This is a genomic window from Pseudonocardia kongjuensis (assembly GCF_039526905.1).
GTDB classification, from domain to species: domain Bacteria; phylum Actinomycetota; class Actinomycetes; order Mycobacteriales; family Pseudonocardiaceae; genus Pseudonocardia; species Pseudonocardia kongjuensis.
On sequence record NZ_BAAAJK010000048.1, the window covers coordinates 24,190 to 45,655 of the forward strand.

The 21,466-nt window shown below is 70.3% G+C and carries 25 protein-coding genes and 1 tRNA gene; 12 read left to right on the forward strand and 14 right to left on the reverse strand.

Annotated features, from left to right (window positions below):
- The first annotated feature begins 59 nt into the window (after positions 1–59).
- From ABD160_RS27720 to ABD160_RS27730, 3 genes are all read left to right on the forward strand, one after another.
- Positions 60–1,295: a phage major capsid protein gene (locus ABD160_RS27720; protein ID WP_344027750.1), complete on the forward strand. Its 1,236-nt coding sequence runs from the start codon at positions 60–62 to the stop codon at positions 1,293–1,295.
- A 136-nt stretch (positions 1,296–1,431) separates the two neighbouring features.
- The gene (locus tag ABD160_RS27725) at positions 1,432–2,085 is read left to right on the forward strand and encodes a DUF433 domain-containing protein (RefSeq protein WP_344027752.1); all 654 of its coding nucleotides are present in this window, start codon (positions 1,432–1,434) and stop codon (positions 2,083–2,085) included.
- A gap of 23 nt (positions 2,086–2,108) precedes the next feature.
- Positions 2,109–2,453, forward strand: coding sequence for a DUF5615 family PIN-like protein (locus ABD160_RS27730; protein ID WP_344027754.1), 345 nt, complete (start codon positions 2,109–2,111; stop codon positions 2,451–2,453).
- Positions 2,454–2,490: 37 nt separating this feature from the next.
- Here the strand turns inward: ABD160_RS27730 and ABD160_RS27735 are convergent, their stop codons facing one another.
- Positions 2,491–2,766, reverse strand: a complete 276-nt coding sequence (locus ABD160_RS27735) for a WhiB family transcriptional regulator (protein WP_344027757.1) — start codon at positions 2,764–2,766, stop codon at positions 2,491–2,493.
- Positions 2,767–2,815: 49 nt separating this feature from the next.
- A complete protein-coding gene (locus tag ABD160_RS27740; RefSeq protein WP_344027760.1) occupies positions 2,816–3,019 on the reverse strand; it encodes a MerR family DNA-binding transcriptional regulator in 204 nt (67 codons plus the stop codon).
- Positions 3,020–3,220: 201 nt separating this feature from the next.
- Here ABD160_RS27740 and ABD160_RS27745 point away from each other — a divergent pair, with 201 nt between their 5' ends.
- The 5 genes from ABD160_RS27745 (at position 3,221) to ABD160_RS27765 (ending at position 7,124) form a co-directional block, all read left to right on the forward strand.
- Positions 3,221–3,613, forward strand: a complete 393-nt coding sequence (locus ABD160_RS27745; protein WP_344027763.1) for a hypothetical protein — start codon at positions 3,221–3,223, stop codon at positions 3,611–3,613.
- Entirely contained in the window at positions 3,613–3,957 is a 345-nt protein-coding gene (locus ABD160_RS27750; RefSeq protein ID WP_344027766.1) for a hypothetical protein, read from the forward strand. The genes ABD160_RS27745 and ABD160_RS27750 overlap by 1 nt, the downstream gene beginning before the upstream one ends.
- Positions 3,958–4,046: 89 nt before the next feature.
- Positions 4,047–5,168, forward strand: coding sequence for an FtsK/SpoIIIE domain-containing protein (locus tag ABD160_RS27755; RefSeq protein WP_344027768.1), 1,122 nt, complete (start codon positions 4,047–4,049; stop codon positions 5,166–5,168).
- A gap of 556 nt (positions 5,169–5,724) precedes the next feature.
- The gene (locus ABD160_RS27760) at positions 5,725–6,795 is read left to right on the forward strand and encodes a protein rep (protein WP_344027771.1); all 1,071 of its coding nucleotides are present in this window, start codon (positions 5,725–5,727) and stop codon (positions 6,793–6,795) included.
- A gap of 80 nt (positions 6,796–6,875) precedes the next feature.
- Positions 6,876–7,124 carry a hypothetical protein gene (locus ABD160_RS27765; protein ID WP_344027774.1) on the forward strand — a complete coding sequence of 83 codons (249 nt, stop codon included), beginning with the start codon at positions 6,876–6,878 and terminating at the stop codon, positions 7,122–7,124.
- Between the two features lie 556 nt (positions 7,125–7,680).
- Here the strand turns inward: ABD160_RS27765 and ABD160_RS27770 are convergent.
- On the reverse strand, positions 7,681–8,172 hold the full coding sequence (locus ABD160_RS27770; RefSeq protein ID WP_344027777.1) for a YajQ family cyclic di-GMP-binding protein: 492 nt from the start codon (positions 8,170–8,172) through the stop codon (positions 7,681–7,683).
- A 96-nt stretch (positions 8,173–8,268) separates the two neighbouring features.
- On the opposite strand from ABD160_RS27770, the gene ABD160_RS27775 reads away from it, so the two are divergent.
- Positions 8,269–8,353 (forward strand) — tRNA-Tyr (locus ABD160_RS27775).
- A gap of 119 nt (positions 8,354–8,472) precedes the next feature.
- On the opposite strand, the gene ABD160_RS27780 is transcribed toward ABD160_RS27775, so the two are convergent.
- From ABD160_RS27780 to ABD160_RS27810, 7 genes are all read right to left on the reverse strand, one after another.
- Positions 8,473–9,855 carry a tyrosine-type recombinase/integrase gene (locus ABD160_RS27780; RefSeq protein WP_344027780.1) on the reverse strand — a complete coding sequence of 461 codons (1,383 nt, stop codon included), beginning with the start codon at positions 9,853–9,855 and terminating at the stop codon, positions 8,473–8,475.
- Entirely contained in the window at positions 9,852–10,145 is a 294-nt protein-coding gene (locus ABD160_RS27785; protein ID WP_344027784.1) for a helix-turn-helix transcriptional regulator, read from the reverse strand. The genes ABD160_RS27780 and ABD160_RS27785 overlap by 4 nt, the downstream gene beginning before the upstream one ends.
- Entirely contained in the window at positions 10,058–11,722 is a 1,665-nt protein-coding gene (locus ABD160_RS27790) for a replication initiator (RefSeq protein ID WP_344027787.1), read from the reverse strand. Before ABD160_RS27790 ends, ABD160_RS27785 begins: the two co-directional genes overlap by 88 nt.
- Positions 11,719–13,305 (reverse strand): FtsK/SpoIIIE domain-containing protein, encoded by a 1,587-nt coding sequence (locus tag ABD160_RS27795; protein ID WP_344027790.1) that lies wholly within the window; start codon positions 13,303–13,305, stop codon positions 11,719–11,721. Before ABD160_RS27795 ends, ABD160_RS27790 begins: the two co-directional genes overlap by 4 nt.
- Before the next feature lie 148 nt (positions 13,306–13,453).
- On the reverse strand, positions 13,454–13,783 hold the full coding sequence (locus ABD160_RS27800) for a WhiB family transcriptional regulator (protein ID WP_344027793.1): 330 nt from the start codon (positions 13,781–13,783) through the stop codon (positions 13,454–13,456).
- A complete protein-coding gene (locus ABD160_RS27805; protein ID WP_344027796.1) occupies positions 13,780–14,223 on the reverse strand; it encodes a hypothetical protein in 444 nt (147 codons plus the stop codon). The genes ABD160_RS27800 and ABD160_RS27805 overlap by 4 nt, the downstream gene beginning before the upstream one ends.
- Positions 14,224–14,343: 120 nt before the next feature.
- Positions 14,344–14,769 (reverse strand): plasmid replication, integration and excision activator, encoded by a 426-nt coding sequence (locus tag ABD160_RS27810; protein WP_344027800.1) that lies wholly within the window; start codon positions 14,767–14,769, stop codon positions 14,344–14,346.
- 162 nt (positions 14,770–14,931) lie between these two features.
- Between ABD160_RS27810 and ABD160_RS27815 the strand changes: the two genes are divergently transcribed.
- Complete coding sequence (locus tag ABD160_RS27815) at positions 14,932–15,537, forward strand: helix-turn-helix transcriptional regulator (RefSeq protein ID WP_344028063.1); 606 nt, start codon at positions 14,932–14,934, stop codon at positions 15,535–15,537.
- Complete coding sequence (gene cutA / locus ABD160_RS27820) at positions 15,534–15,872, forward strand: divalent-cation tolerance protein CutA (RefSeq protein ID WP_344027804.1); 339 nt, start codon at positions 15,534–15,536, stop codon at positions 15,870–15,872. Before ABD160_RS27815 ends, cutA begins: the two co-directional genes overlap by 4 nt.
- A 492-nt stretch (positions 15,873–16,364) precedes the next feature.
- Here cutA and ABD160_RS27825 read toward each other — a convergent pair whose 3' ends face one another.
- The 3 genes from ABD160_RS27825 to ABD160_RS27835 all read right to left on the reverse strand — a co-directional run bounded on the left by ABD160_RS27825 (position 16,365) and on the right by ABD160_RS27835 (position 19,117).
- Positions 16,365–16,673 carry a putative quinol monooxygenase gene (locus ABD160_RS27825; protein WP_344027807.1) on the reverse strand — a complete coding sequence of 103 codons (309 nt, stop codon included), beginning with the start codon at positions 16,671–16,673 and terminating at the stop codon, positions 16,365–16,367.
- Complete coding sequence (locus ABD160_RS27830; protein WP_344027809.1) at positions 16,658–18,028, reverse strand: ISL3-like element ISPfr2 family transposase; 1,371 nt, start codon at positions 18,026–18,028, stop codon at positions 16,658–16,660. Before ABD160_RS27830 ends, ABD160_RS27825 begins: the two co-directional genes overlap by 16 nt.
- A 777-nt stretch (positions 18,029–18,805) precedes the next feature.
- On the reverse strand, positions 18,806–19,117 hold the full coding sequence (locus ABD160_RS27835; protein WP_006247389.1) for a putative quinol monooxygenase: 312 nt from the start codon (positions 19,115–19,117) through the stop codon (positions 18,806–18,808).
- 107 nt (positions 19,118–19,224) lie between these two features.
- Here ABD160_RS27835 and ABD160_RS27840 point away from each other — a divergent pair, with 107 nt between their 5' ends.
- A complete protein-coding gene (locus ABD160_RS27840; protein ID WP_020502092.1) occupies positions 19,225–20,166 on the forward strand; it encodes a GlxA family transcriptional regulator in 942 nt (313 codons plus the stop codon).
- Positions 20,167–20,581: 415 nt separating this feature from the next.
- On the opposite strand, the gene ABD160_RS27845 is transcribed toward ABD160_RS27840, so the two are convergent.
- Positions 20,582–21,457, reverse strand: a complete 876-nt coding sequence (locus tag ABD160_RS27845) for an amidohydrolase family protein (RefSeq protein ID WP_344027815.1) — start codon at positions 21,455–21,457, stop codon at positions 20,582–20,584.
- Positions 21,458–21,466 lie beyond the last annotated feature (9 nt).

Genomic DNA, 21,466 nt, shown 5'->3' on the forward strand with positions numbered 1-21,466 from the left:
GTCCGGACGCACCTGAGCGACCGCGTCCCCGTCCGCGTCTGCCCCGAGAGGTTCATACCGTGAGCAACAACCGCGCCGCCGCACTACGCGAGCGGCTGGAGACCAACGGCAAGGCGGCTACCGCCATCGCTGACCGTGCCGACCGCGAGGGCCGAGGATTCACCGCCGCCGAGGCCGGCCAGGTTGAGAAGTACCTCGGCCAGATGAAGTCCGACCGCGCCGCGCTCGCCCGGATCGACACCGACAACGCCGTCAAGGCCGAGATCCACGCCCTGGGTGCGGGCATCGGCCTCGGTGACGATCCACGCCCGTTCGGCGGCGCTGTGAAGACCGGCACCGGGTTCCGCGGCCGCGCCGGCGCCTGGGCCAAGGCCACCCTCGATCAGGTCCGCGCCACCATCGAACGCCCGGACGGCACCAAGGCGCTCGTCTCCGGCTCGATCGGCATCACCTCGCCGATCCTCGCCGAGCCGGTAGCCGAGGGGTCCCCGCCGACCACCGTGCTGGACCTGCTGCTCAACCGCATCCCGCTGGCCGGCGGCAACACCTACAGCTACCTGCGTCAGATCGAGCGCCAGGACCGCGCCGCGGCCGTGCCCGACGCCGCTCCCAAGCCGGTCAGCCGCTACACCGTGCAGGACATCGAGGGCCGCGTACGCGTGCTCGCCCACCTGTCCGAGCCGGTCCCGATCCGCCTGTTCGACGACTACGCCGGTCTCAGCGACTTCCTCGAGTCCGAGATGGGTCGGGGCCTGGCCCGCGCGCTCGAGTACCACGTGTTCGAGGGCCAGGGCGAGACCGGCAGCGACGACCCCGACACCCCGCTCGGTGCCGACCACGCCGAGTCTTTGACCGGACTGGAGTACACCAGCGGCACCCTCGTCCAGCAGTACACCGACGACACGATCCGCACGATGAGGAAGGCGCGCACCCAGCTCGCCATCCGTGGCGACGTCCCCACCGGCTGGGTCATGCACCCCGAGGACGTCGAGAACAACGACCTCGTTCGCGAGGGACCCGACGGCGCGTTCTTGCTCGCCACTCCGCCCGACAACGTCCTGGGCCCGCTGCCGGTCGTCCAGTCCGTCGCCGCACGCCCGGGCGTCGCCTGGCTGGCCGACTGGACCGCCGCCCTGCTGGTCGTCCGACAGGAAGCCACCCTCGATGTCGACCGATCCGGCGAGCTGTTCCGCAGCAACCAGCTGCAGCTGCGCCTGGAAGGCCGCTACGGGCTCGCTTTCACCCGGCCCTCGGCGTTCGTGCGGGTCGACCTCACTGGCACCGCCGGCGACTGACCCGTCCTCGGGCCGGCGGTGATCTGACCCCGCGACCAGGTCACCGCCCGGCACCGGGATCGTTCGCATTCCAACCCGGCGTGTGACCTGGGATAGTTCCCCCACCCTCACCTGCAGGTATGAGACGCTCTGAGGTGTGGCGGCGACGGAGTTGGCGGACGACGAGCGGGATGACAACCTCCAGCATCTCGCGCTCACGCGCGACAAGGCTGCCGCGCTCGCCGGGCTGACCGTGCGCCAGATCGACTACTGGGCGCAGACCGGACTCCTGGAACCCAGTACGGACCGACGTCTGTCGCCCGGGAAGCGGGTGCGGCTCTACGGGTTCGTCGATGTGCTCGCGCTTCTGGTGGCCGCCGAGCTGAAGGCGCGCAAGGTCTCTCTGCAGCACATCCGTGCGGTCGTCGAGCATCTCCGATCGCGCGGCTACGACCGCCCGCTCACCGAGGTCGTGTTCGCCACGGTGGGCAACCGGGTGTACTTCCAGCACGCTGATGGCTCGTGGGAAGGTGATCTGCGGCCCGACCAGCTGGTGATCCATGAGGTGCTGAACTTGCGACCGCTTCGCCGGCGGATCCGCGAAGCGACAATCCGGGACACTGCTCTCGCCGGGAAGACCGAGCGCCGCCGCGGAGCGAAGGGCAGCAAGCCACTCATCGCTGGTACCCGGCTTCCGGTAGAGACCGTCCGGCGTCATCTCGACTCGGGTCGCACCGACACCGAGATCCTCGCGTCGTTCCCGGTGCTGACCCCCGCTGACGTCGAAGCAGTCCGGTCCGGGGCCGCGTGAGCTCAACCGGCAGCGTCCGATTCGTGCTCGACCACGACGTCGATGCAGCTGTCGGTTCGATGCTCCGCCGCCGTGGTCACGACGCCTGGTCGGCCAGCGACGCGGGCCTGGCCACCGCCAGCGATGATGAACTGACCGTCTACGCCCACGATCAACGAGCCGTGCTCCTGACCCACGACCGGGAGTTCTCCCAGCGCCGGAGGACCAACGTCATCGGCCGCCACGTGTGGCTACGATGCCTCGACACCGACGCCGTGAAGCTCCTCGAAGAACACCTCGACGAGATCGTCAGCACGGCGTTCACTCGCGATGACATGTGGGTGCGTGTCTCCAACGAGGGGATCGAGACCTCCTCGGTCTGGACCTGATCAGGAGAGGGTCCGCACTAGTGCGGTCCCCCCGCCGCTAACTGGCCTCCAGCGTGCCCGGGCGCCGCCGCTTCGGCTCGACAACCTCACCGGCCCACACACCGGCCACCGTCCCGTCCTCGGCCGCGCCGACCGCGCTCCGGCAGGCAGCCACGACTAAGCACCCGGCGCACACCCGCGCCGCCATCGCCAGGCGCGCAGCGCGGTCCTCGGCCGACTCGCCGGCCACGTGCAGATCGAACGCCGGCGCCAGATCAGCGCACGCCGCACCCGGAAGATCAGGACCCCGGATCTCGCGCAACGACGACACCATGGGTCATCCCTACCGGTCGCCACCGACGACCCGCGCGCCCAGGGGCGGATCAGTCCGCCGACCGCCCGCGCTCCTCGGCCAGCCGCTGGACCTGCTCCCGCAGCTCGTCGAGATCCCATCGCGCCTGTCCGCCGGCGGTCCGCATCTTCGGGGTCACGAGCCCCTGCTGCGCCCAGCGTGACAACGTCGCGGGGTTGACCGACAGGGCACGAGCCGCCTCCGCAGTCCGCACGAGCCGCGCCCCTTCCGTCATGCCGCACAGGTTGTCATACCCGTTGCGCGCGTTGCAGCTGTTGCGCCTGTTCCGGCGCGAGCGTCGCCAGTAAGGCGACAGAAGTCAGCATTGCAAGAGTCGCGAGATATCGCTACCCTGTCTGTAGGCGGATACAAGAGTTGCGAGAGTTCGCCGGACTGCCCCACAGCGGGCCACCACCTCACTCACCTGGAGATCACCGTGCGCACCATCCCGATCGACACCAACCGCGTCGCGTTCATCGGCACCGGCAAGGGCGCCGCGCGCGCCGAGTACGTCGAACTGTCCGACGGCTCCCGGAAGCGCTCGGGCAACCAGGACAAGAACGAGCACGGTGTGCCGCTGTGGGTGATCGACGTCCTGGTCGATGACGACGAGGCCGACCGTGCGGAGGTCGTCGCGGTGAAGATCGCCAGCCACGACGAGCCCCGGACCGAGAAGTGGAAGCCGGTGCGGTTCGTCAACCTTGTTGCCGTGCCCTACGTCGCTCAGGGCACTGGCCGTGTCGCCCTGTCGATGCGCGCCGACGGGATCGAGGGCCAGGGCGCTCACGCTCACCGCAAGGCCGGCGGCAACGAGGGTCAGGCCGCCTGATGGGCACCGGTGACCCGATGCCCGGCGCCGACGCCCAGAGGGCCGAGCTGTTCGCTGAGCTCGATCGCCTGCAGCGCGAGGGTCTGACGCTGGTGGACACCCGCGGAGGCATCGACGATCCCGCAGAGGTCCGGATCGCCCACTACCGCCGCTGGGCGGCGCACTACACGGCCGAGGCTGCACTGTGGCGCCGGGTCACCGACTCCCCGTTCACCGATCGCCTCGGCCGCGCAGCTGGCATCGCCGCCGAGAACGCCGCCGCGGAGTCGGCTCGCTGGTGGGCCCGGCTGGCTGAGGACACCACCCCGGGCACCGTGACCGCCGCCGGCCGCCCGGCTGCCTGACCGAGCTCGCCATCACGCGACCCCGTACCCCGGCCGGCTTCCCCGCGGTCGCGGGTCCGGGGTCGCTCCACATCACCCGGAGAACTGCCGTGCGCCTGTTCGCCCGCCCTCGCCGCGACCGCGACGGCGAAGCTCTCGTCGAGCACCTCGTCACCGCCTGGACCCGAGCGTGCGAAGGCGCCGATCTCGTCCGCAACGTCGACACCGTCACGGGCCCAACGGTCATCCCGCCGAAGCTCGTCGACATCACCCTCGGCCCGCCGACCGTGCTGATCGCCGAGCTGCAGCCGGGCATGATTCCCGCCGACGTCACTGCACTCGCGCCGCGGATCGCCCCGCACCTCGACGTCCACAGTCTGCGCGTCGAGCCGATCGGGCACCGCCACGTCCGTGTCACCCTGCTCGACGCCGACCCGCTCGACACCCTCGTCCAGCTCGACCCCGGCACCGACCTCATGCTCGGTCGCGACGACGCCGGCCACGCGCTGCGTCTGGACCCGATCGACCTGCCGCACACCATCACCCAGGGCGTCACCCGCTCCGGCAAGTCCGTGTGGACCTACGCCCTGCTCGCCCAGCTCGCCGGCCGCGATGACGTCAGCTTGTCCGGCTGCGACCCCACCGGCCTGCTCTGGCGCCCGTTCCGCGGCACCCACCACGCCGATCGCCTCTCCGCCGGGCTGACCGACCTCGACGCCCACGAGAAGGTCCTACGCGCCGTGGTCGACGAGATGGACGACAGGATCCGCGACCTGCCCGACGACCGCGACCAGATCGAGATCGGCCCCGCCCGCCTGCTGATCGTCGTCGTGCTCGAGGAGTACCCCGGACTGCTGCGCGTGCTCGACGCCGGCAAGACCCGCGGCGACGACCCCGGCCAGCGCGTGCGCGCCCTGGTGTCCCGCCTGCTTGCCGAGGGCGCCAAGGCCGGCGTCCGCGTGGTGATCCTCGCCCAGCGCGCCGAGGCCTCAGTGGTCGGAGCGTTCGAGCGTGCCATGTGCTCACTGCGGATCAGCTTCCGCACCGACAACCGCGCCAGCGTCGAGCTGCTCCACCCCGGCACAGACCCGGCCATCGCCGACGCCCACACCACCGCCGCCCCCGGCGTCGCGCTGATCACCCGCCCCGGCCACACCCTGACCCGCTTCCGCGCCCCGTTTCTCGGCGGCTACCCCGAGTACGCCGCGGCCGTCCGCCGAGCCACCTCGTGACCGCCACGCCCGCACCCGCCCCGCGCCCGCCGTACGCGCCGCTGCGCGCCCCCCGGGCCGTTACCCGTGTCCTGGTGTCCCTGCCCTCGCGTCGGCGCGTTCACGCCTGCACGGACGTCGTGGGGCCCGCAACCGCCCCGACCAGCGCGCACCCGACCGACCAGGCTTGCGGGTCCCGCGGTGGCCGTGCTGCCCTCCGGGGCCGTCGCGAGGGCAGGGACACCACCCCCTGCCCGAGCGGAGGTGCCACGCCGGCCAGGCGCCGCCGGAGGCGTCCCGCTGTCCTGGCGTCGGGCGGTGCGCGGTGACGACCACAGCGCCGTTCTGCGACGAGGCCCGCGCCCGCACACGGGGCGAAGACAGGAGTGTGCGGGCGCGCGGCGCCGAAGGCGCCGGCGCCCTTGGTACCACTGCGGACACCGCTTCCACCGCAGGTCACGGCGGACCCGCCGGCGACGTCGAGGTACGGCGACGGGACCGCCGACGGGAGTCACTGGAGTGGCGGGCCCGGCTCTGGTCGTGGACGTCGCTGGAGCGTCTGCGCAACTGCGGCCGCGTGACCTCGACTGGCATCGGCGGCCCGGTCCTGCGGGTGTCCGAAGGCCCGGATGGGTCCCGGCGTGCCGGGGTCGCCGGCCTGCAGTCCTGCGGGTCGCCGTGGTCGTGCCCGGTCTGCGCACGCAAGATCGCCGCTGAACGCGCCGCGGAAGTCCGCGACGTCCTGGGAGCAGTTGCCGAGACCGGCGGCTCGATCCACCTGCTCACCTTCACCATGCGCCACCACCGCCGCCAGTCCCTCGCTGAGCTGTGGGACGCCCTGTCCCGCGCCTGGCGTGCGGTCACCAGCGGTCGATCCGTCGAGCGCGAACGCGACCGCTGGGGAGTGCTCGGCATGGTCCGAGTCGTCGAGGCCACCCACGGTGAGCACGGTTGGCACCTGCACGTCCACGCCCTGATCGCGTTCGACACGCCGGTCTCCCGCGAGTTGGTCGCCGAGCTCGGCGGAGCGATGTTCGGCCGCTGGGAACGCGCTCTGGTCCGTACCGGCCTCGCCGCCCCGCTGGAGCACCGCGGTGGCCTCGACGTCCGGCCCGTCGATCTCGGTACCGGCTCCCTCGACGCGATGGCCGAGTACCTCGCCAAGATCACCGTCGAGATCACCGGCAGCGCCGCGAAGGCCGGCCGCCGCGGGAACCGGACCCCGTTCGCCATCCTGCGGGACGCCCTGGCCACCGGCCTCGCCGACGACGTCGAGCTGTGGCTGGAGTGGGAGCAGGTCTCCCGGGGCCGACGACAGATCGCCTGGTCACGCGGCTTCCGAGAGTGGGCCGGCGCCCAGCGCGAACGCACCGACGACGAGATTGCCGCCGACGACCGCTGCGGCCAGAACCTCCTCACCATCGACCCCGAGGACTGGCCGCAGGTCCGTGACCGCCTCGCCGAACTGCTCGACGCCACCGAACGCGACGGCCTCACCGGAGCCACCGCCTGGCTCACGGCGCACGGCTTGCGCTGGTCGTCCGCGACACCGCGTCGACACCCACCCCGGCCGCCAGGCCAGCGCACGGCGCCCGGAGCGCGGTCGATCCTGTCCCTGCCCGCAACGACGACTGGAGCACAGCTGTGACCACTTCTGGCCGATCTCTCGACCAGCACGACGTCGCCCACCCACCGTGGTGCGACCCGCGCGTCTGTGACCCCCGCGGTGTGAACACCATCCACGCCGGCACGCCGGTGACCTACCCGCTGCGCGTCTCCGACGCGGTCTTTTCGCTCGGGCTGGTCAAGGCGCACAACACTCCTGGCTGCGGCCCCGAGGACACGCACGCCGTGATCGCCATCGAGGACACCACCATGCACATGACCGCTGACTGCTGGGCCGAAGCGAACGACCTACGGATCCTGGCTGCGCTGCTGCTCAGCGTGGCCGACCAGCTCGACCGCGCCCCGCGATGACCGGCGGATCGCGCCAACAGCGCCGCGCCCGCCGACGTGCCGAGCGCAAGACCCACCGGCCCCCGTCGCCGCCCCGTTGGCCGGGGCTGTGCCCGCACGTCGAGCTCACCCACAGCGACGGAATCAGCGAGTGTCTGCAGACCGACCGGTCCCGGTGCAGCGCCGACGTAACGCCCGGATGCGACGGCACCGGACTCCACGAACTGGCCCTGAGCTGCAGCCTCGGCGACGCGATCGCCCTCACCGGGATCCGGCCCGCTCACCGCTGTTCGACCTGCCGGTGATCATTCGGCCGCTGCCGGCCGACCCCGCACCGGGGAGGTGGGTCCTCACTAGTGAGGACCCCCACTCGCTGGGGGGCGACGGTGGGCCGAGCGGCGCCCGCCATGGGTCCGGACTGGTCCGGACCCCTTCTCATCCTCGCTGTGGATCTTTATCAGTCCGCACACAGTCCGCAGGACACCCTTACCCGGCCAACGTCGACTAACGTAGCCAACCGGAATAGTCGCAGGTCAGGGACTGCCAGCGTAGCCGACCGCTGGTGAGCGAAGTGCTGCTAACGGTAGTTGGTGAACTGCAGGGCGATCCCGAAGTCCTTGGACTTCAGCAGCGCGATGACGCCCTGCAGGTCGTCCTTCTTCTTGCCCGAGACGCGCAGCTGGTCGCCCTGGATCTGCGCCTGCACGCCCTTGAGCTTCTCGTCCCGGATGGCCTTGCTGATCTCCTTGGCCTTGTCCTGCGCGATGCCCTGCAGGATCTTCCCGGAGGCCCGGTACACCTTGCCGGAGATCGCGGGCTCGTCCGCCTCGAACGCCTTCAGCGAGATGCTCCGCTTGATCAGCTTCTCCTTGAAGACCTCGATGCCGGCCCGCAGCCGCTCCTCGGTGTCGGACTCGAACACCACCGACTCCTCGCCCGACCAGGCGACCGTGGTGTTCGTGCCACGGAAGTCGAACCGCTGCGACAGCTCCTTCGCGGCCTGGTTCAGGGCGTTGTCGACCTCCTGGCGGTCGACCTTGCTCACGACGTCGAACGACGGGTCGGCCATCTCTGGGTTCCTCCTCGGGGTGGGGCCCCCTCGTCGGGGCTCCTCGCATGGTGTCGTATCCTCGTTCACGCACTGAGAGAGATCGACGTGCACCCCGGCTGGTTGCCCGAGCGGCCAAAGGGAGCGGACTGTAAATCCGTCGGCATTGCCTTCCAAGGTTCGAATCCTTGACCAGCCACCAGGGTAGAGAAGGGTCCCCGACCAGCGGAAACGCTGGGACCGGGGGCCTTTCTCGTTGTCCAGCTGTGTTCGGCTCCGCGCCGGTCTCTACGGGTGTTCACGGACGCATCACGGACGCGATCATGAACGACCGTCGCGGAGTGCCCGCTCGACCCGGCGGCGGAGCGCGTCGTCCTGGCCGGCGATGCACTTGGCGTAGACCCGAAGTAGGACGTTGACGCTGTGGCCGGCCCATTGGGCGACCTGCGTGGCGGGGACGCCGCCATTGAGCCAGGTCGACACGGCGGCGTGCCGGAGGTCGTAGGGCCGGCGCGCGAGCGGCGACGCGGCCTCGTCGAAAGTGAGCGCGGCGAATCGAGCAGCGGCCCACAGGCGGCCGTAATGGCTCTCGGAGAGCGCTCCACCGCGGGCACCGCGAAACAGTCGACCATCCGATGTGGTCCCATGTTCGACGAGGTGATCACGCAGGATGGTCGTCAACTCCGGGGGGCTGGGGACGACGCGCACCTCGTCCACGCTGCGATGCTTGAGCTGGCGCGGTTCGCGGCGGTTCCCGGACTCACTCCACGACCGGCCGGCAGCCGGAGCCGAGGTGCTCAGGTATAGCTCGCCCCATCCCGACTCGGGCAGCGCGAGGGCTTCCTTCCGGAGATCCACGGCCTCCCCGGGGCGCAATGCGGCGTAGTACATTACAGCGAAGAACGCGACGAGCGGCGGGCCGGAGCCCAGTTGCCGAACGGCTGAGAACAGCGCACGGGCTTGGCCGTGGTTGATCACAACGCGTGGGTCCACCGCCTCAGCCAGCTTTGGTGCCCGCCACTTCATCGAGGTCAGAGGGTTCCCCGCGAGGTGTCCGCGTTCCACCGCGTACTCGACAGCGTTGAAGAGGATCGCGCGCTTCCGGCTGACCGTGGACGGCGCGGCCGGCCTCCCGTCGAGGCGCAGGGCCAGGGTGTCGAGCACCGGCCGCAGGACTCGTGGGTCCGCGAGGTCGGCCACCGGCCGCGTGTTCTGCGCAACCCACTGTTCGGCGCGGACGAGGTGGCTTGGCGGTGGTCCATCAGCACGGCGGCGGGCGTTGAACGACCAGCCGTAGAGCAACTCCCGCAGCACCGGAAGCGACGGCCGACCCCGGGCGGTGACCAGCAGCTCAGGCGTGACCGTCGCGAGGGACTCGGCGATGCCCTGGCGGCTCTTCCCGGCGGCGTGCGGCCACTTCATGTCGACGTAGGCGCACGCGTGCTCGTACCAGCTCGTGACGATCTTCTCCGTACGCTGCCACGACACCGGCCGGCCGGACTCGACGTCGAACGGCTCGCCCTGGCGGGCCAGGCTCAGCAGGTCCGCACGGAAGCTCTCCGCGAGCGCCCGGGTGGCGAATGAGTCGTGCCACTCCTTCCGACCGACCAGCCACCGCACCCGATACGTCGTGCCCGAGCGCCACGCGCGCTTGCTGATGCCCCAGATGCGGACGTCGTAGGTCGTCTCCCGTGCGCCCGTCATGCCGCTTCTGCCAGAGCCGAGAGCCAGGCGTCCAGGTCGACCCTGCGGACCCGGATCGCGCCGTTCGGGAGCCGGACGCAGCGAGGGCCTTTCCCGAGCTGGCGCCACTGGTAGAAGGTCGAGCGTGCGACCTGGAGCTCCGCGCACAACTGCTCCACCGTCAGCTGCTCCGGCCCCGCCGCTGGTCCCCGGTCCCTGCGCTTCATGCCGCTGCTCCCTCGGTTGCCGAACGGTCGTCGGGTGGTGCGTCGCTGGTGGCGAGGACGGCGGCGTCGTAGTCGGCGCGCCATCGGGAGCGCTGGTTGATCGCGTGCAGCAGCAGCACTGTGCGGGGTGGGACGTCGGTGTCTCCGGGGCCGGTGGTTTCCCAGGTGAACGGTCCGTCGTCGACGGCGTAGGCGGGTTTGACCCCGGCGCGGTCGAGGAGTTGCCGAACGAACGCGGTCCGCTCGGCGCGGTGGTCACTGAGGCTCTTGTTGGACCACTTGCGGGAGACCAGGACACGGCGGCCGGCGATGCCGAGGTGCTCGGGCTTGTGGGCTTTGCCCGTGCAGTGCCCGGGCACGGTGCCGGGCCGGGCGCCCTTCGGTTCGATGCCGTAGAGCAGCCAGATCGGGCAGCGCGGCGAGCACGGCGTGACGGCCAGCTCAGCGGCCAGGCGCCGTGCGTGCTCACGCTGGCGGCTGGTCGCGGTCTCGTCGAGGCCGGCGGCCTGTCCGACGGACTTGGTGAGGTATTTCGTCAGGTAGCCGATATGGCGGCCGGCTTCCTCGGAGCCGCCGAGGATGCCCTTGACGTGGACCTGCGGCCCGAACACCACCGTGTGCGCCGGTGCGGTCAGGGTGTCGGGGTCGGTGGCCTCGTCCCACGTCAGCAGCGGCGCGCGGGTGTCGGGGTCGACGAACGCCTTGTGGTGGTTGTCCCACCGCGGCAGCGCATCGCCGCTGTAGATGATCTCGTCGTGGGGTGGCCACCACACCTGGTGGTAGGTCGCGGCCGTGATCGCCCGCAGTTCGGAGCGGGGGATGGTGCCGCGGATGGCGGCGTGGAAGTGCGGCGCGCCGCGCTTCTGGGGTTCGACGGTGCCGAAGTACTGCACGTCCCAGCCGACACACCGGCGGGTGTTCTGCCAGAACCGGTCGAGCAGCTTGGGGAAGTGGATCGCATCGCGGGCCGCGCGCCGGTAGTCGTAGGAGTCCGGGTCGACGGCGGCGCCGTACTTGTCCACCCGCCCGTAGGTGTCGAGGGTGAGCGTGAGGAACGTGGAGGGCCGGTACTTCCCACCGAACACGCGGCCGATGGTGCGATCCTCCACCGGGCGACGCGGGAGGTTCGGCGCGTCCTGCCGACGCCGGGTGGTCCGTCGGACGGTCTGGGGTCCGGGGTCGAGTGGGGCGAGTCGGCCCCGGACGCCGAGGGCGCGGAGTTCTTGGTCGATCTCGGTGACGGTCTCGCGGATCTCGTCGCAGGTTTCCTCGTCGCCGGTGGTGCGGGCGTCGGTGTAGGCGGCGTGCAGGTCCGCGCGTGTGGCCATGAGGTCCTTCTGGGCGCCGGTCGGGTCTGCGGGCTTGGTGAGGGGTTCGTCTTCGAGGTGCCAGCCCTCGCGGCACTGCACCATCCGCAGCCGGCGGGCCTTGTCCGCGCACGGCCGGCACTGATCGTCCCGTGTGGAGCCGCACGGCACGGGGACGACGTCGACGCGTCCGGTGGTCTGGTCGATTCGGCGCATCGCCAGCGGCCGGACACAGACGCCGTGATCTTCGGCGAGCTGGGTGGCGACGTCGTTGGACAGCGCGAGCATGGCCTGCTGCGCGCGGGTGAGCTGGTCCTGGTCGATCGGTTCGGATGTGATTTCCGGGTTGGTCATGCGGCACCTCCGGCGGCCTGCGGGTCGGTGTCGGGTCGGAACGCCAGCACTGGCGCCGGCCGTGGAGCCGGGTCTGGGGTGGTGACGAACTGCTCCAGGGCCTTGATGGCCTCGTCGGGGACCCAGGCGGCGCGGATGCGCAGCGGTTCGCGGATGCCTTCGCCGAACAAGTAGCCGACACCGGCCTCGATCTCGCCGATCCGGTTCGCCCACGCACCCCGGTCATAGGCCTGATCACCCAGAACCATGCCGACGTGGCTCTTGGAGGCCACGCGCAGGCAGATGCGGCGGGGGAACAGTTCCCGGACCGGGACGGTGTCCTTCGTGGGTTCCTGCACGTAGCCGCGGACCGCGTAGCCCAGCGCCCGGCCCTGCGTGGTCAGCAGCGCGATGCGTTCGGTGATGGCCTCGCGGGTCTTGCGGTCGCCGACGTAGCGGATCAGCGCTCCGATCTCGTCGAACTCCACCAGTTCGAGGGGGTTGTCCTTCGTGATCGGGACCAGACGCACGTTCCCGGCATGTTCGCGTTTGCGGGCCTCCATCCCGTCGATGAGCTCGTCGAGCAGGTCGAGGGCGTCTTTGGAGGTGACGGCGTAGCGGTGGAACAGCCGACGCCCGTAGGCCAGTTCCATGCCTTTCGGGTCGATCCCGTTGACCCGTACGAGTCCGTCTCGGATCGCGGGGGCGATCGCCATCAGTGGCGCCCACATCAGCGAGCCCTTCCCGGCGCCGGTCGCACCGCCGACGAGGGTGTGGCTGCCGCGCAGGGACTGGCGCCACTCGGTGCCGTACTCGGTCGCCCCGGACACGACCCGGTCCAGATCGATCCCCTCACCCGTGGCATCGCCCATCGCGGCGAGGTCGGGTGCGGCGACGACGCGGGCCAGGAGGTTGCGGCGTTGGAAGTCGATCGAGACTTCGTTGGGTGCCAGTTCGCGGACCTGGCAGCGGTTGACCCCGCGGGCCACGGCCAGGGTGCGGGCGGCGGCGTCGAAGTCCTCCGGAGTCTGCCCGGGCACGAGCCGCATCTTCACCTCGTCCCAGGACGGCCCGGAGCGCACGCCCAGGATGCGCGGGAGCTGGTCGCGACGCGGCCGGGCCCGGGGTGCGGTCGCAGTGCGGCGCAGCGGGTTGACCTGGACGACCGTCGCCCCGGCCCGGTCGGGGACGGTGAGCTGGCAAGAGTGCAGCCAGCGCGGCATCCGCAGCGCGTAGACGATCCAGCGCTGCCACCACGACCGCACGTGTCGCCCGGCGCGGGTGTCGAACGAGGGCAGCGACACCAGCCGCCACACCCCCAGCACCACGGCCACGACCGCGACCGTGGCGACGAGCGAGGGCCAGCCCCAGAACCAGCACCAGACCGTCACCCAGGCCGCGGTCAGCGTGGTGCGCCAGTGCCGGATCATCCAGCCGGCGGCGGTGTAGGCGCCTTTGATCAGGAACCAGGCGGCGACGAACACGACCGCGACGGTGGCGAGGGCTTCCAGGACGCGGGCGAGGTAATGGCCGATCTGGTGCAGCACGTAGAGCAGGACTGCGGTGCCGCCGCCGAGGAGGACGAGGGTTCCGGTGGTGGTCATCGACGGCCTCCCTTCCGGCGGACGGTGGTCAGCGGGACCAGGGCGAGCTGGTCGAGGTGATCAGCGCAGCGACGACGTCGCGGGTCCGGGCGCTCGTCCAGCGGGGCCCGGCAGACCTCACAACGCGCCGGACGGTCGGGCATAGCGGTCATGCGACCTCACCCCCGACCAGGGGGGTAGTGATGGCCAGCCCGGCGCGGTGCAGGACCCGGCGCTCACCTGGCGTGGTGCCGCCGACGACGCCGAACCGGCGGGCGGGCTCCTCGGTGGCCATCACGTCGGCCAGGCACTCGGCCCGAACCGGGCAGCCCCGACACACCCGACGCGGGGTCTCGACCGAGGCGGCGCGGTTGTCGACCGGGAAGAACAGCTCGGCGTCCAGCCCGAGGCACGCGGCGTTGTCACGCCACCGGTGACTGGCGGCCGTGGCGGTGGGGACCAGGTGCAGCAGCGGCAGCCGGGCCGCCCGCGCGCTCACCGGATACTCCCAGCGGGGGAGCTGGGCGCTGGAGGCTCGTCGGTGAGGTCCAGCTCGTGCCAGTTCGACATGGCCCCGGCCACGTCCGAGGTGGGCCGTGCCTCGATCAGTGCCTGCCAGTCGGCAGCGGTGTCGGCCCAGAACCGAGCCTCTCGATCCGCGGAGCATCCGGCGTCGACGACGGCCTGGATGTAGACGAGCGGGATGTGGTGTTGGCGGATGGTGTCGCGTTCGAGGACAGCGAACCAGCGGGCCCGGCGGGCGTACAGCTTCGAGAGCCGACGGGCCCGGGCGGCATGGGCGTGCAGGTCCCCGACCGGGGCAGGGGTGGTGTCCGCGATCGCGTCGGTGACCCGGCGCAGGCCGGCCTCGACGAGGCGACTGACCGGGACCACCGTCGCGGCGTTGCCGGGGGTGGGTGGTGCAGAAGGCGTGTTCATCTAGGGTCGGTGTCCTTCCGAGCTCCGTGCCTGGCTACGGCGAGGGGTGAAGGAGATCCGGAGGGAAGCCCGTTGCCGCGGGCTTCCCTCCACCTACAAGGGGGACCGGATACGTGCTGGTCAGGCCGCGTCCTGGTTCTTCTGGCTGGATGTCGGACGCTGGTGGGCTGGGGCACGCATTCCGGCGGCACGGAAGCTGTAGGCCACCCGGGGCCGGCTCCCGTTCTCCTGCACATACGGCGTGACCGTGAGCCCGTCGAACTCCACCGGGCGAAACGGCAGACCGGCAGCAGCCTCCGGCGGCACCGGCTGGTGGGTGGCGGCAATCTTCACCGTCACCGTCTTGTCCGAGCGCCGCGCCTCCGGGTCCGCGTCGAGGACCGAAACCGACCACACCGGCAGACCGGACTCCTTGTCGTTCTGCTGCACCGGACGGCCCGGCGCGGACTGGTCGAAGTCCCGCACCGGCTCGACCTCCGACACGATGAACGCGCCGTGCGGGAACACGTCGCCCATCGCGACGGGGAACTTGTTCTTGATCGCCATGTTGCTTCTCCTCGGGTTGAGCAGCGGGCCAGCGGTCCGCCGAGGTCAGCCCGGCAAGGGCGGTCTTATCCGCCCCCGCTGCGGACTAACTAGACCTACAATGAGGCGAACTAGTCCGCTTGTCAAGGACTAGCAAGTCCTCCGAGGATGGGCGCCGTGGAAATGGGCGAAGTGATCCGCCGACGCCGAGCGGATCTCGGCATGTCGCAGGCCGACCTGGCGCACGTGGCCGGTGTCGACACCCGGCAGATCCGCCGCTACGAAGCCGGCGAGCAACAACCCCTGCTGTCGGTCGCCCTCACCATCGCCGACGCGCTCGGCGTATCGGTGACTGAACTGGCCGGCCGCACCCCGGGCCGGGTCACACTGACCGGTGACTGGTGGGCGTCCTGGCAGACCACCCGCGACGGGGTCGAGAAGATCGCGACCCAGCCCGTACACATGCGCCAGGAGGGCGACCTGGTCCACATCGCCGCCACCCAACGCGGTCTCAGCCAGAACGAAGGCGGCTATCTGTGGACCGGTGAGCTGCGCCTGTGGGACAACCAGGTTCTCACTGGTTGGTATGCCGCCGCCGACGGCGCGGTCCGCTCGAAGGGGACGATGTTTCTCGCGATGCACCCGCACGGCATCGAGTTCACCGGCCGGTGGGTCGGGCTCGGCTACGACGACCAGGTCATGACCGGATGGGCCACGATGGGCAAGACCGCAGACGACTCGGAACAGAGCATGACCGGCCTCATCGCCGAACGAGGGATCACGCCGTGAGCGCTTCCGATGACGTCGAGCTGTGCGAGGTCGTGATCACCGCGCCAGATCCGGACTGGCTGCGCGAGTTCACCCGCGAACTCGTCTCGGACCGGCTGGCGTCCAATGTGCACAACTTTGCGCCGGTGCAGTCGACCTATCGCTGGGCCGATGAGGTCCACGACCGGACCGAGGGACGCGCCGCCCTACACACCCGTCGCAGCCTCATCCCGGCCATCGTCGAGCGAGCGGCACACGCCCATCCCTACGACGTGCCCAGCATCAGCGCGCGGCCGATCCACGACGGCAGTCCGCCGTACCTGGCATGGATCCGGGATCAGACCGCGTCCCGGTAGGAGGCCGCGATGAGAGCGCGCCTCGTGTCCGACCCTCAATTCGGCATCAAGGCGCCGCGTCGAGCGTGCGGCTCGGTGGGTGATCCCCACGATGTTCGACAGTACACCGACGTCCGCGACAGGGCTGCGGCGGCCCACCACCGGGACGCTGGTCGAGCAGGCCAAGTACCTGCACGCCCGCACCGGCGACATGATCGGCAGCCTGGCGCACCTCACCCGGGCCGCGGCGATCGCGCGATCCTGTCCGGCGCCGCAGCAGTCACCCAGTTGCTGCTGGACAAGGTCTGCATCCGACCACGCCGCCGAGTCGGCGCCGGGGCGTCAGCGCGGCCACGGTGGACACGGTGGGCAGGTACGATTGACTGGCCCGTATGCACGCCCGCATCGTCGAGATCAAAGCCCACTGCCCCGATCCGGCCGCGTCCGCGGGCGCGGGCGCGGGCGCGGGCGCGGTGCGACGGTACCGCTGACCGGAGCTCCGACACACGGTTATCAGATCGGTAGCTTCTCCGCGATCACGTCCACGGGTTCGATGGTCGGCTGGGCAAACAAGACCCCGGTGTTCTCCGAAAGGGCGTGGGCGACCTGCCCCGAGAGGTGTGCCTGGCGACCGGAGTCATCCGGAAACGCGTCGTAGATGCCGAACGACGAGGGCCCGAACCGGATGGCGAACCACCGCACGGTGGCGGGTTCGTCCTGCACGAGGGTCAGCCCCTGCTGGAGGAAGTCCTCGACGTCTTTCTCTCGGCCGGGCAGCGCCTCGATACGCACGAGAAGCCCCGCGGTCACTGGTTCAGCCATGATCGGTCTCCTTCGAAGGACGTTGTGGGCTCATCCAATCGGGGGTGTAGGAGTTGGGGTCTGAAGCCGCCGGTCTCGAGCAGGCTTCGGGCGATGTAGTTGGTCAGGTTGCGGAACCCGAGTGCGGAGCCGCGCAGGTGTTCGAGCCGTCCGTTGAGCGCCTCGGTCGGCCCGTTGCTGGTGCCGGGTCGTTCGAAGTAGGCGAGCACGTCGGCGGCTCGCTTCTTCAGGGTCCGGCCCAGGGTGGTGAGCTCGGTGAGCACCTTGGGGACGCCGGCGCTGAGGTCGGTGATCAGCTTCTCCATGAGCTCGCGGCCACGTTGCCGGTCCTCGTGGCGATAGGCGGCGATCATGCGCTGGTAGACACCCCAGGTCGCCTCGACCTCGACGTGAGCGTCATCAACGAACAGCGCGCGTAGCCTGTCGCTCTGCTTGTCGGTGAGCAGGTCCGCGCCGGTGTGCAGCGTGCGCCGCGACTTGTAGAGCGGGTCGTCCCTGAACCCACGGTGCCCGTGGATCGCGAGTTGGACCCGGCGCCGGCACCTGTCGAGGGCGTCACCGGCCAGGCGCACGACGTGGAAGGGATCCATCACCGTGACCGCGTCCGGGATCTCCTCCGCAGCGGCGGTCTTGAACCCGGTGAAGCCGTCCATCGCGACCACCTCGACCGCGTCACGGAAGGCGTCGTCGCGGTCGGCGAGCCAGGTCTTGAACGCCGCCTTCGACCGGCCCTCGACCATGTCCAGCAGCCTTGCTGGGCCGGCGCCATCGCGGACCGGGGTGAGGTCGATGATCACGGTGACATACTTGTCGCCACGCCTGGTGTGGCGCCAGACGTGCTCATCGACGCCAATGACCTTCACGCCCTCGAACCGCGTGGGGTCGTTGATCAGCAGCCGATTGCCTTCGGCCAGGATCGCGTTGTTGGCGGTGTCCCACGCGACCCCGAGTCCCTCGGCGACACGGGCGACGGTGAGGTGTGCGACCACGATCCCTTCCAGCGCCCACCGCAACCCGGTGCGCGAGAGCTTCGCGCGTGGCTCCGCCGCGGCGCTGGTGTCTTGGCGCCACACGTGTCCGCAGTCGGCACAGCGGTAGCGGCGCACTACAACTTCCAGCACGGTCGGTCGCCAGCCCAGCGGCTCGTGGGCCAACCGCCGGATCACGGTGTCACGAGCAGCGCCTTCGCTGCCGCACCGTCGGCAAGACTGATCTGGTTCCACCACGCGGCACGCGAGGACCGCACGATCCGGTTCAAGTCGTTGCCCGGTCACGCTCAGACCGAGGCCGTCGAGTCGAGCGAAGGCGGTCAGGTCAGGGCGGCCGAAGCCGGCCGGCGGGGTAGCGTCGGACACGTCGAGGTCTTTCGGATGGATGGCGTAGGAACCTCCATCGTCGGGAGACCTCGACGTCTATCTGCGGACCGACGCGCCCGGCCGACCTACACCCTCATCTGGGAAGAGCCCGCAAAGCCGACGTGATTAGGTCGTCGGTTCGATTCCGACAGGCGGCTCCGGCGAACAGCCCCTGACCTGCGCAAACGCAGGGCAGGGGCGGTTCGGTTCTGGTGGTCGCGCAATGCGCTGGCCTCACGGCTCTGCCCGACACCGACGTCGCTCTCCTCTGCGACGGACCCCTCGCCGGCTGAGCGCTCGCGGCCGGCATCCTGTCCGTGTGCCGATATGCCTCGCTCCGCTCGGCAACGCAGCGTGGCGTTGTGTCGCGACCTGGACGTGCGAGGTGTCAACGGTGCGTCGGCGCAGCGATCGTTGTGTGCGCAGCGAGATGCTCCATGCCGCACGCGCGGCGCGCACGAACGCAACGCCCCGGAACGCCAACGACCCGTCATCGCTGCGACGCGCAACGCGTCTCCCGGTCACGGCAACGGATCGCAACCACGACCCGCCCACGGCGCCTCGCGGGACGGAGGGCAAGTTGACACAGTTGCGCTGCCATGGAACCGCGCTGGCTCTCTCGATGACCACCGGTGAAACAGTGCCGCTCCGGGCTTGCGCCTGGTGTTGCCTGGCCTCCTCGTGATCGGCCCGTCGGGGATCGTCAACGTGGTGCGGGTGTCGAGGCGGCCGGGTCCGACGGCTCGGCGGGGCGCGATCGTCTCGTGCGTTGGCGGACTACGGGAGCTTGGACGCGAGGACGTCGGCCGCCAGGATCTCGGGTGCTGCGCCGAGGAGGTGCTGGTTGGCCATCAGGGCTGCGACGATGGCGCCGTTGGCGTGGGCGTCGCGAGCGGCCTCGTCGGGGAATGCATCGAAGATCCAGAAGGTGTCGGCGTGGGTCCTAGCCGCGAACCAGACAATCGTTCCTACTTCTTCGTTGGCGAGTGCGACAGCGCCGGCGAGCAGATCGGCGAGCGCGTCGTGCTGTCCATCGGCCGCGACGATCTTAGCGACGAAGGCATACGGAAGTGATGCGGGTGTGGACATGAGGGGTTCTCCTTGAAGTCGGGGTTCTTCGTGGGGCGAGTTCAGCGTATGACGAGCGAGGGCCGGTGGGGAGTGGCGTATACGGCAGTATTGCTATTGTTCGCGCCATGCGTATCGGACTGATCGCGATCGACGGCTGCTTCGGTTCGGCGGTCGCGTCGGTCATCGACATCGTGCGGGTGGCCGACGGAGCCCGCGGCGATGTCGACCCGCGGATCGACCCGATCGAACTCGCCATCCTCGGACCGAAACGGCGAGTGACCACGACGGCATCGATGACCCTGTCGGTGGACCACCCGCTGTCGGAGTCCGGAGAGTTCGACGTGGTCGTCGTCCCTGCGCTTGGAACCCTCACGGCCGCCGCGACCCACGACGCCCTCCAGAGCCGAGATGCTCGTTCGGTCATCGCCTCACTCGGGCGCCTCGACGACGCGACCACCCGGATCGCCGCGGCGTGCACCGGCGTGTTCGCCGTCGCCGAGACCGGACGGATGCATCATCGGCGGGCGACGACCAGCTGGTTCCTGGGGCCGGAGTTCCTGAAGCGCTATCCGACCGTCGCCCTCGATCTCGACACCATGGTCGTGGTCGACGGGAACCTCGTCACCGCCGGCGCCGCCTTCGCCCACATCGACCTCGCGCTCTCACTCGTGCGATCGATCAGCCCCGACCTGGCCCAACATGTCGCCAAGCTCCTCATCATCGACGAGCGCCCGTCGCAGGCGGCCTTCGTCGCCTACGAACATCTCCGGCACGAGGACCCGATCGTCGTCGAGTTCGAACGCTTCGTGCGCGTCCGCCTGGACGAACCGTTCAACGTCGCCGTCGTCGCGCAGTCGCTCGGCACCAGCCGGCGCACCCTCGAACGACGAGTCCGTGCGGCGCTCAACCTCACTCCGCTCGGCTTCGTCCAACGGCTTCGCATCGAACGAGCTCGGCACCTCTCAGCAACCACGGACCTCACCTCCGCCGAGATCGCGCGACGGGTCGGCTACGCGAACGCCGAGACTCTGCGCTCCCTCCTGCGCAGGGAGCGACGCCGTTCCTGACCTATCGCCATGCCTGTAGCCGGTGTCCTAGCGCTCGGTTGGAACCACCTCTCAGCACGTCGCGTCGACGCTCCTGCGTCGCCCCTGGACGACCCACTCGACACGCCCGCAGCACAGGCCATGTGACGTGCCCCGGCTTCCCGGACGGTCGGGGTTGGGTGGCTGTGATGTCGCTGCGTTCTCGTCGAGGGGGTCAGCAGACCCGATCAGGGGTCGATTGGGATGAGCCGCGAAGGCGGTCAGGTCAGGGCGGCCGAACCCGGCCGGCGGGGTAGCGTCGGACACGTCGAGGTCTTTCGGATGGATGGCGTAGGAACCTCCATCGTCGGGAGACCTCGACGTCTATCTGCGGACCGACGCGCCCGGCCGACCTACACCCTCATCTGGGAAGAGCCACGTTGTGTGGGGGATGCTGTTACGACGACAGCGGTTGATCCGAGCGAGCCAGCGTCGCCGCGGCGGGCGCTCGCACGCCGTAGAAGCGCTCGGCGGTGTGGGCCCAGAATGCGTCGACCGCGGCGGGTCCCGCCTCCGTGACGAGCTGGTCGGTGAGTGCGACCACGTCGGTGTAGGCGAGCAGCTGGCTGGAGACCGGCCAGTCGCTGCCGAACATGACACGGTCGGCGCCGAAGGTCTCGAACAGGAAGTCCGCGTAAGGCTGGAACTGCGCCGGCGACCAGCCGGGGCCGACTTCGGTGAGCATTCCGGAGAACTTGCACCACGTGTTGGGCCGCTCGGCCAACCGCCGCATCCACTGCCGCCACTGGTCGTCGGCGTCCGGCCGGTAGGCGGGTTTGGATAGGTGGTTGATCACTGCCGGCAGCTCTGGGACCGCCGCCAGCGCGGCATCGAGGGCGGGCAGGTGCTCGGTGTGGGTGAGGGCCTCGAACCGGAGCCCCAGCTCGTGGAGCCGCTCGAGGTTGGCGTGCACCTGTGGGTGGGCGACCCAGTTCGGGTCGGGCAGGTCGTGGATCATGGGTCGTACCGCCCGCAGATACTCGTCGGCGGCGAGCTCGGCCAGCAGCTCGGCGTCCTCGGGCTGGTCGAGGGCCACCCACCCGGTCACCCCGAGTACGAAGTCGGTGGTGTGGGCGAGCTCAAGCAGGAACCGGGTCTCGTCCACCGTCGGTGCGGCCTGCACCACGATCGTCCCGCCGACCCCGGTGGCTTCGAGGGCCGGGGCGAGGTGCTCGGGCAGGTGATCCCCGCGCAGCGGCCCGTCCGTGGGCATCCAGTGGTAGTCGCCGCGCTCGACCCGCGCGGCGCTCCACAGGTGGTGGTGGGCATCCAACCGCCTGCC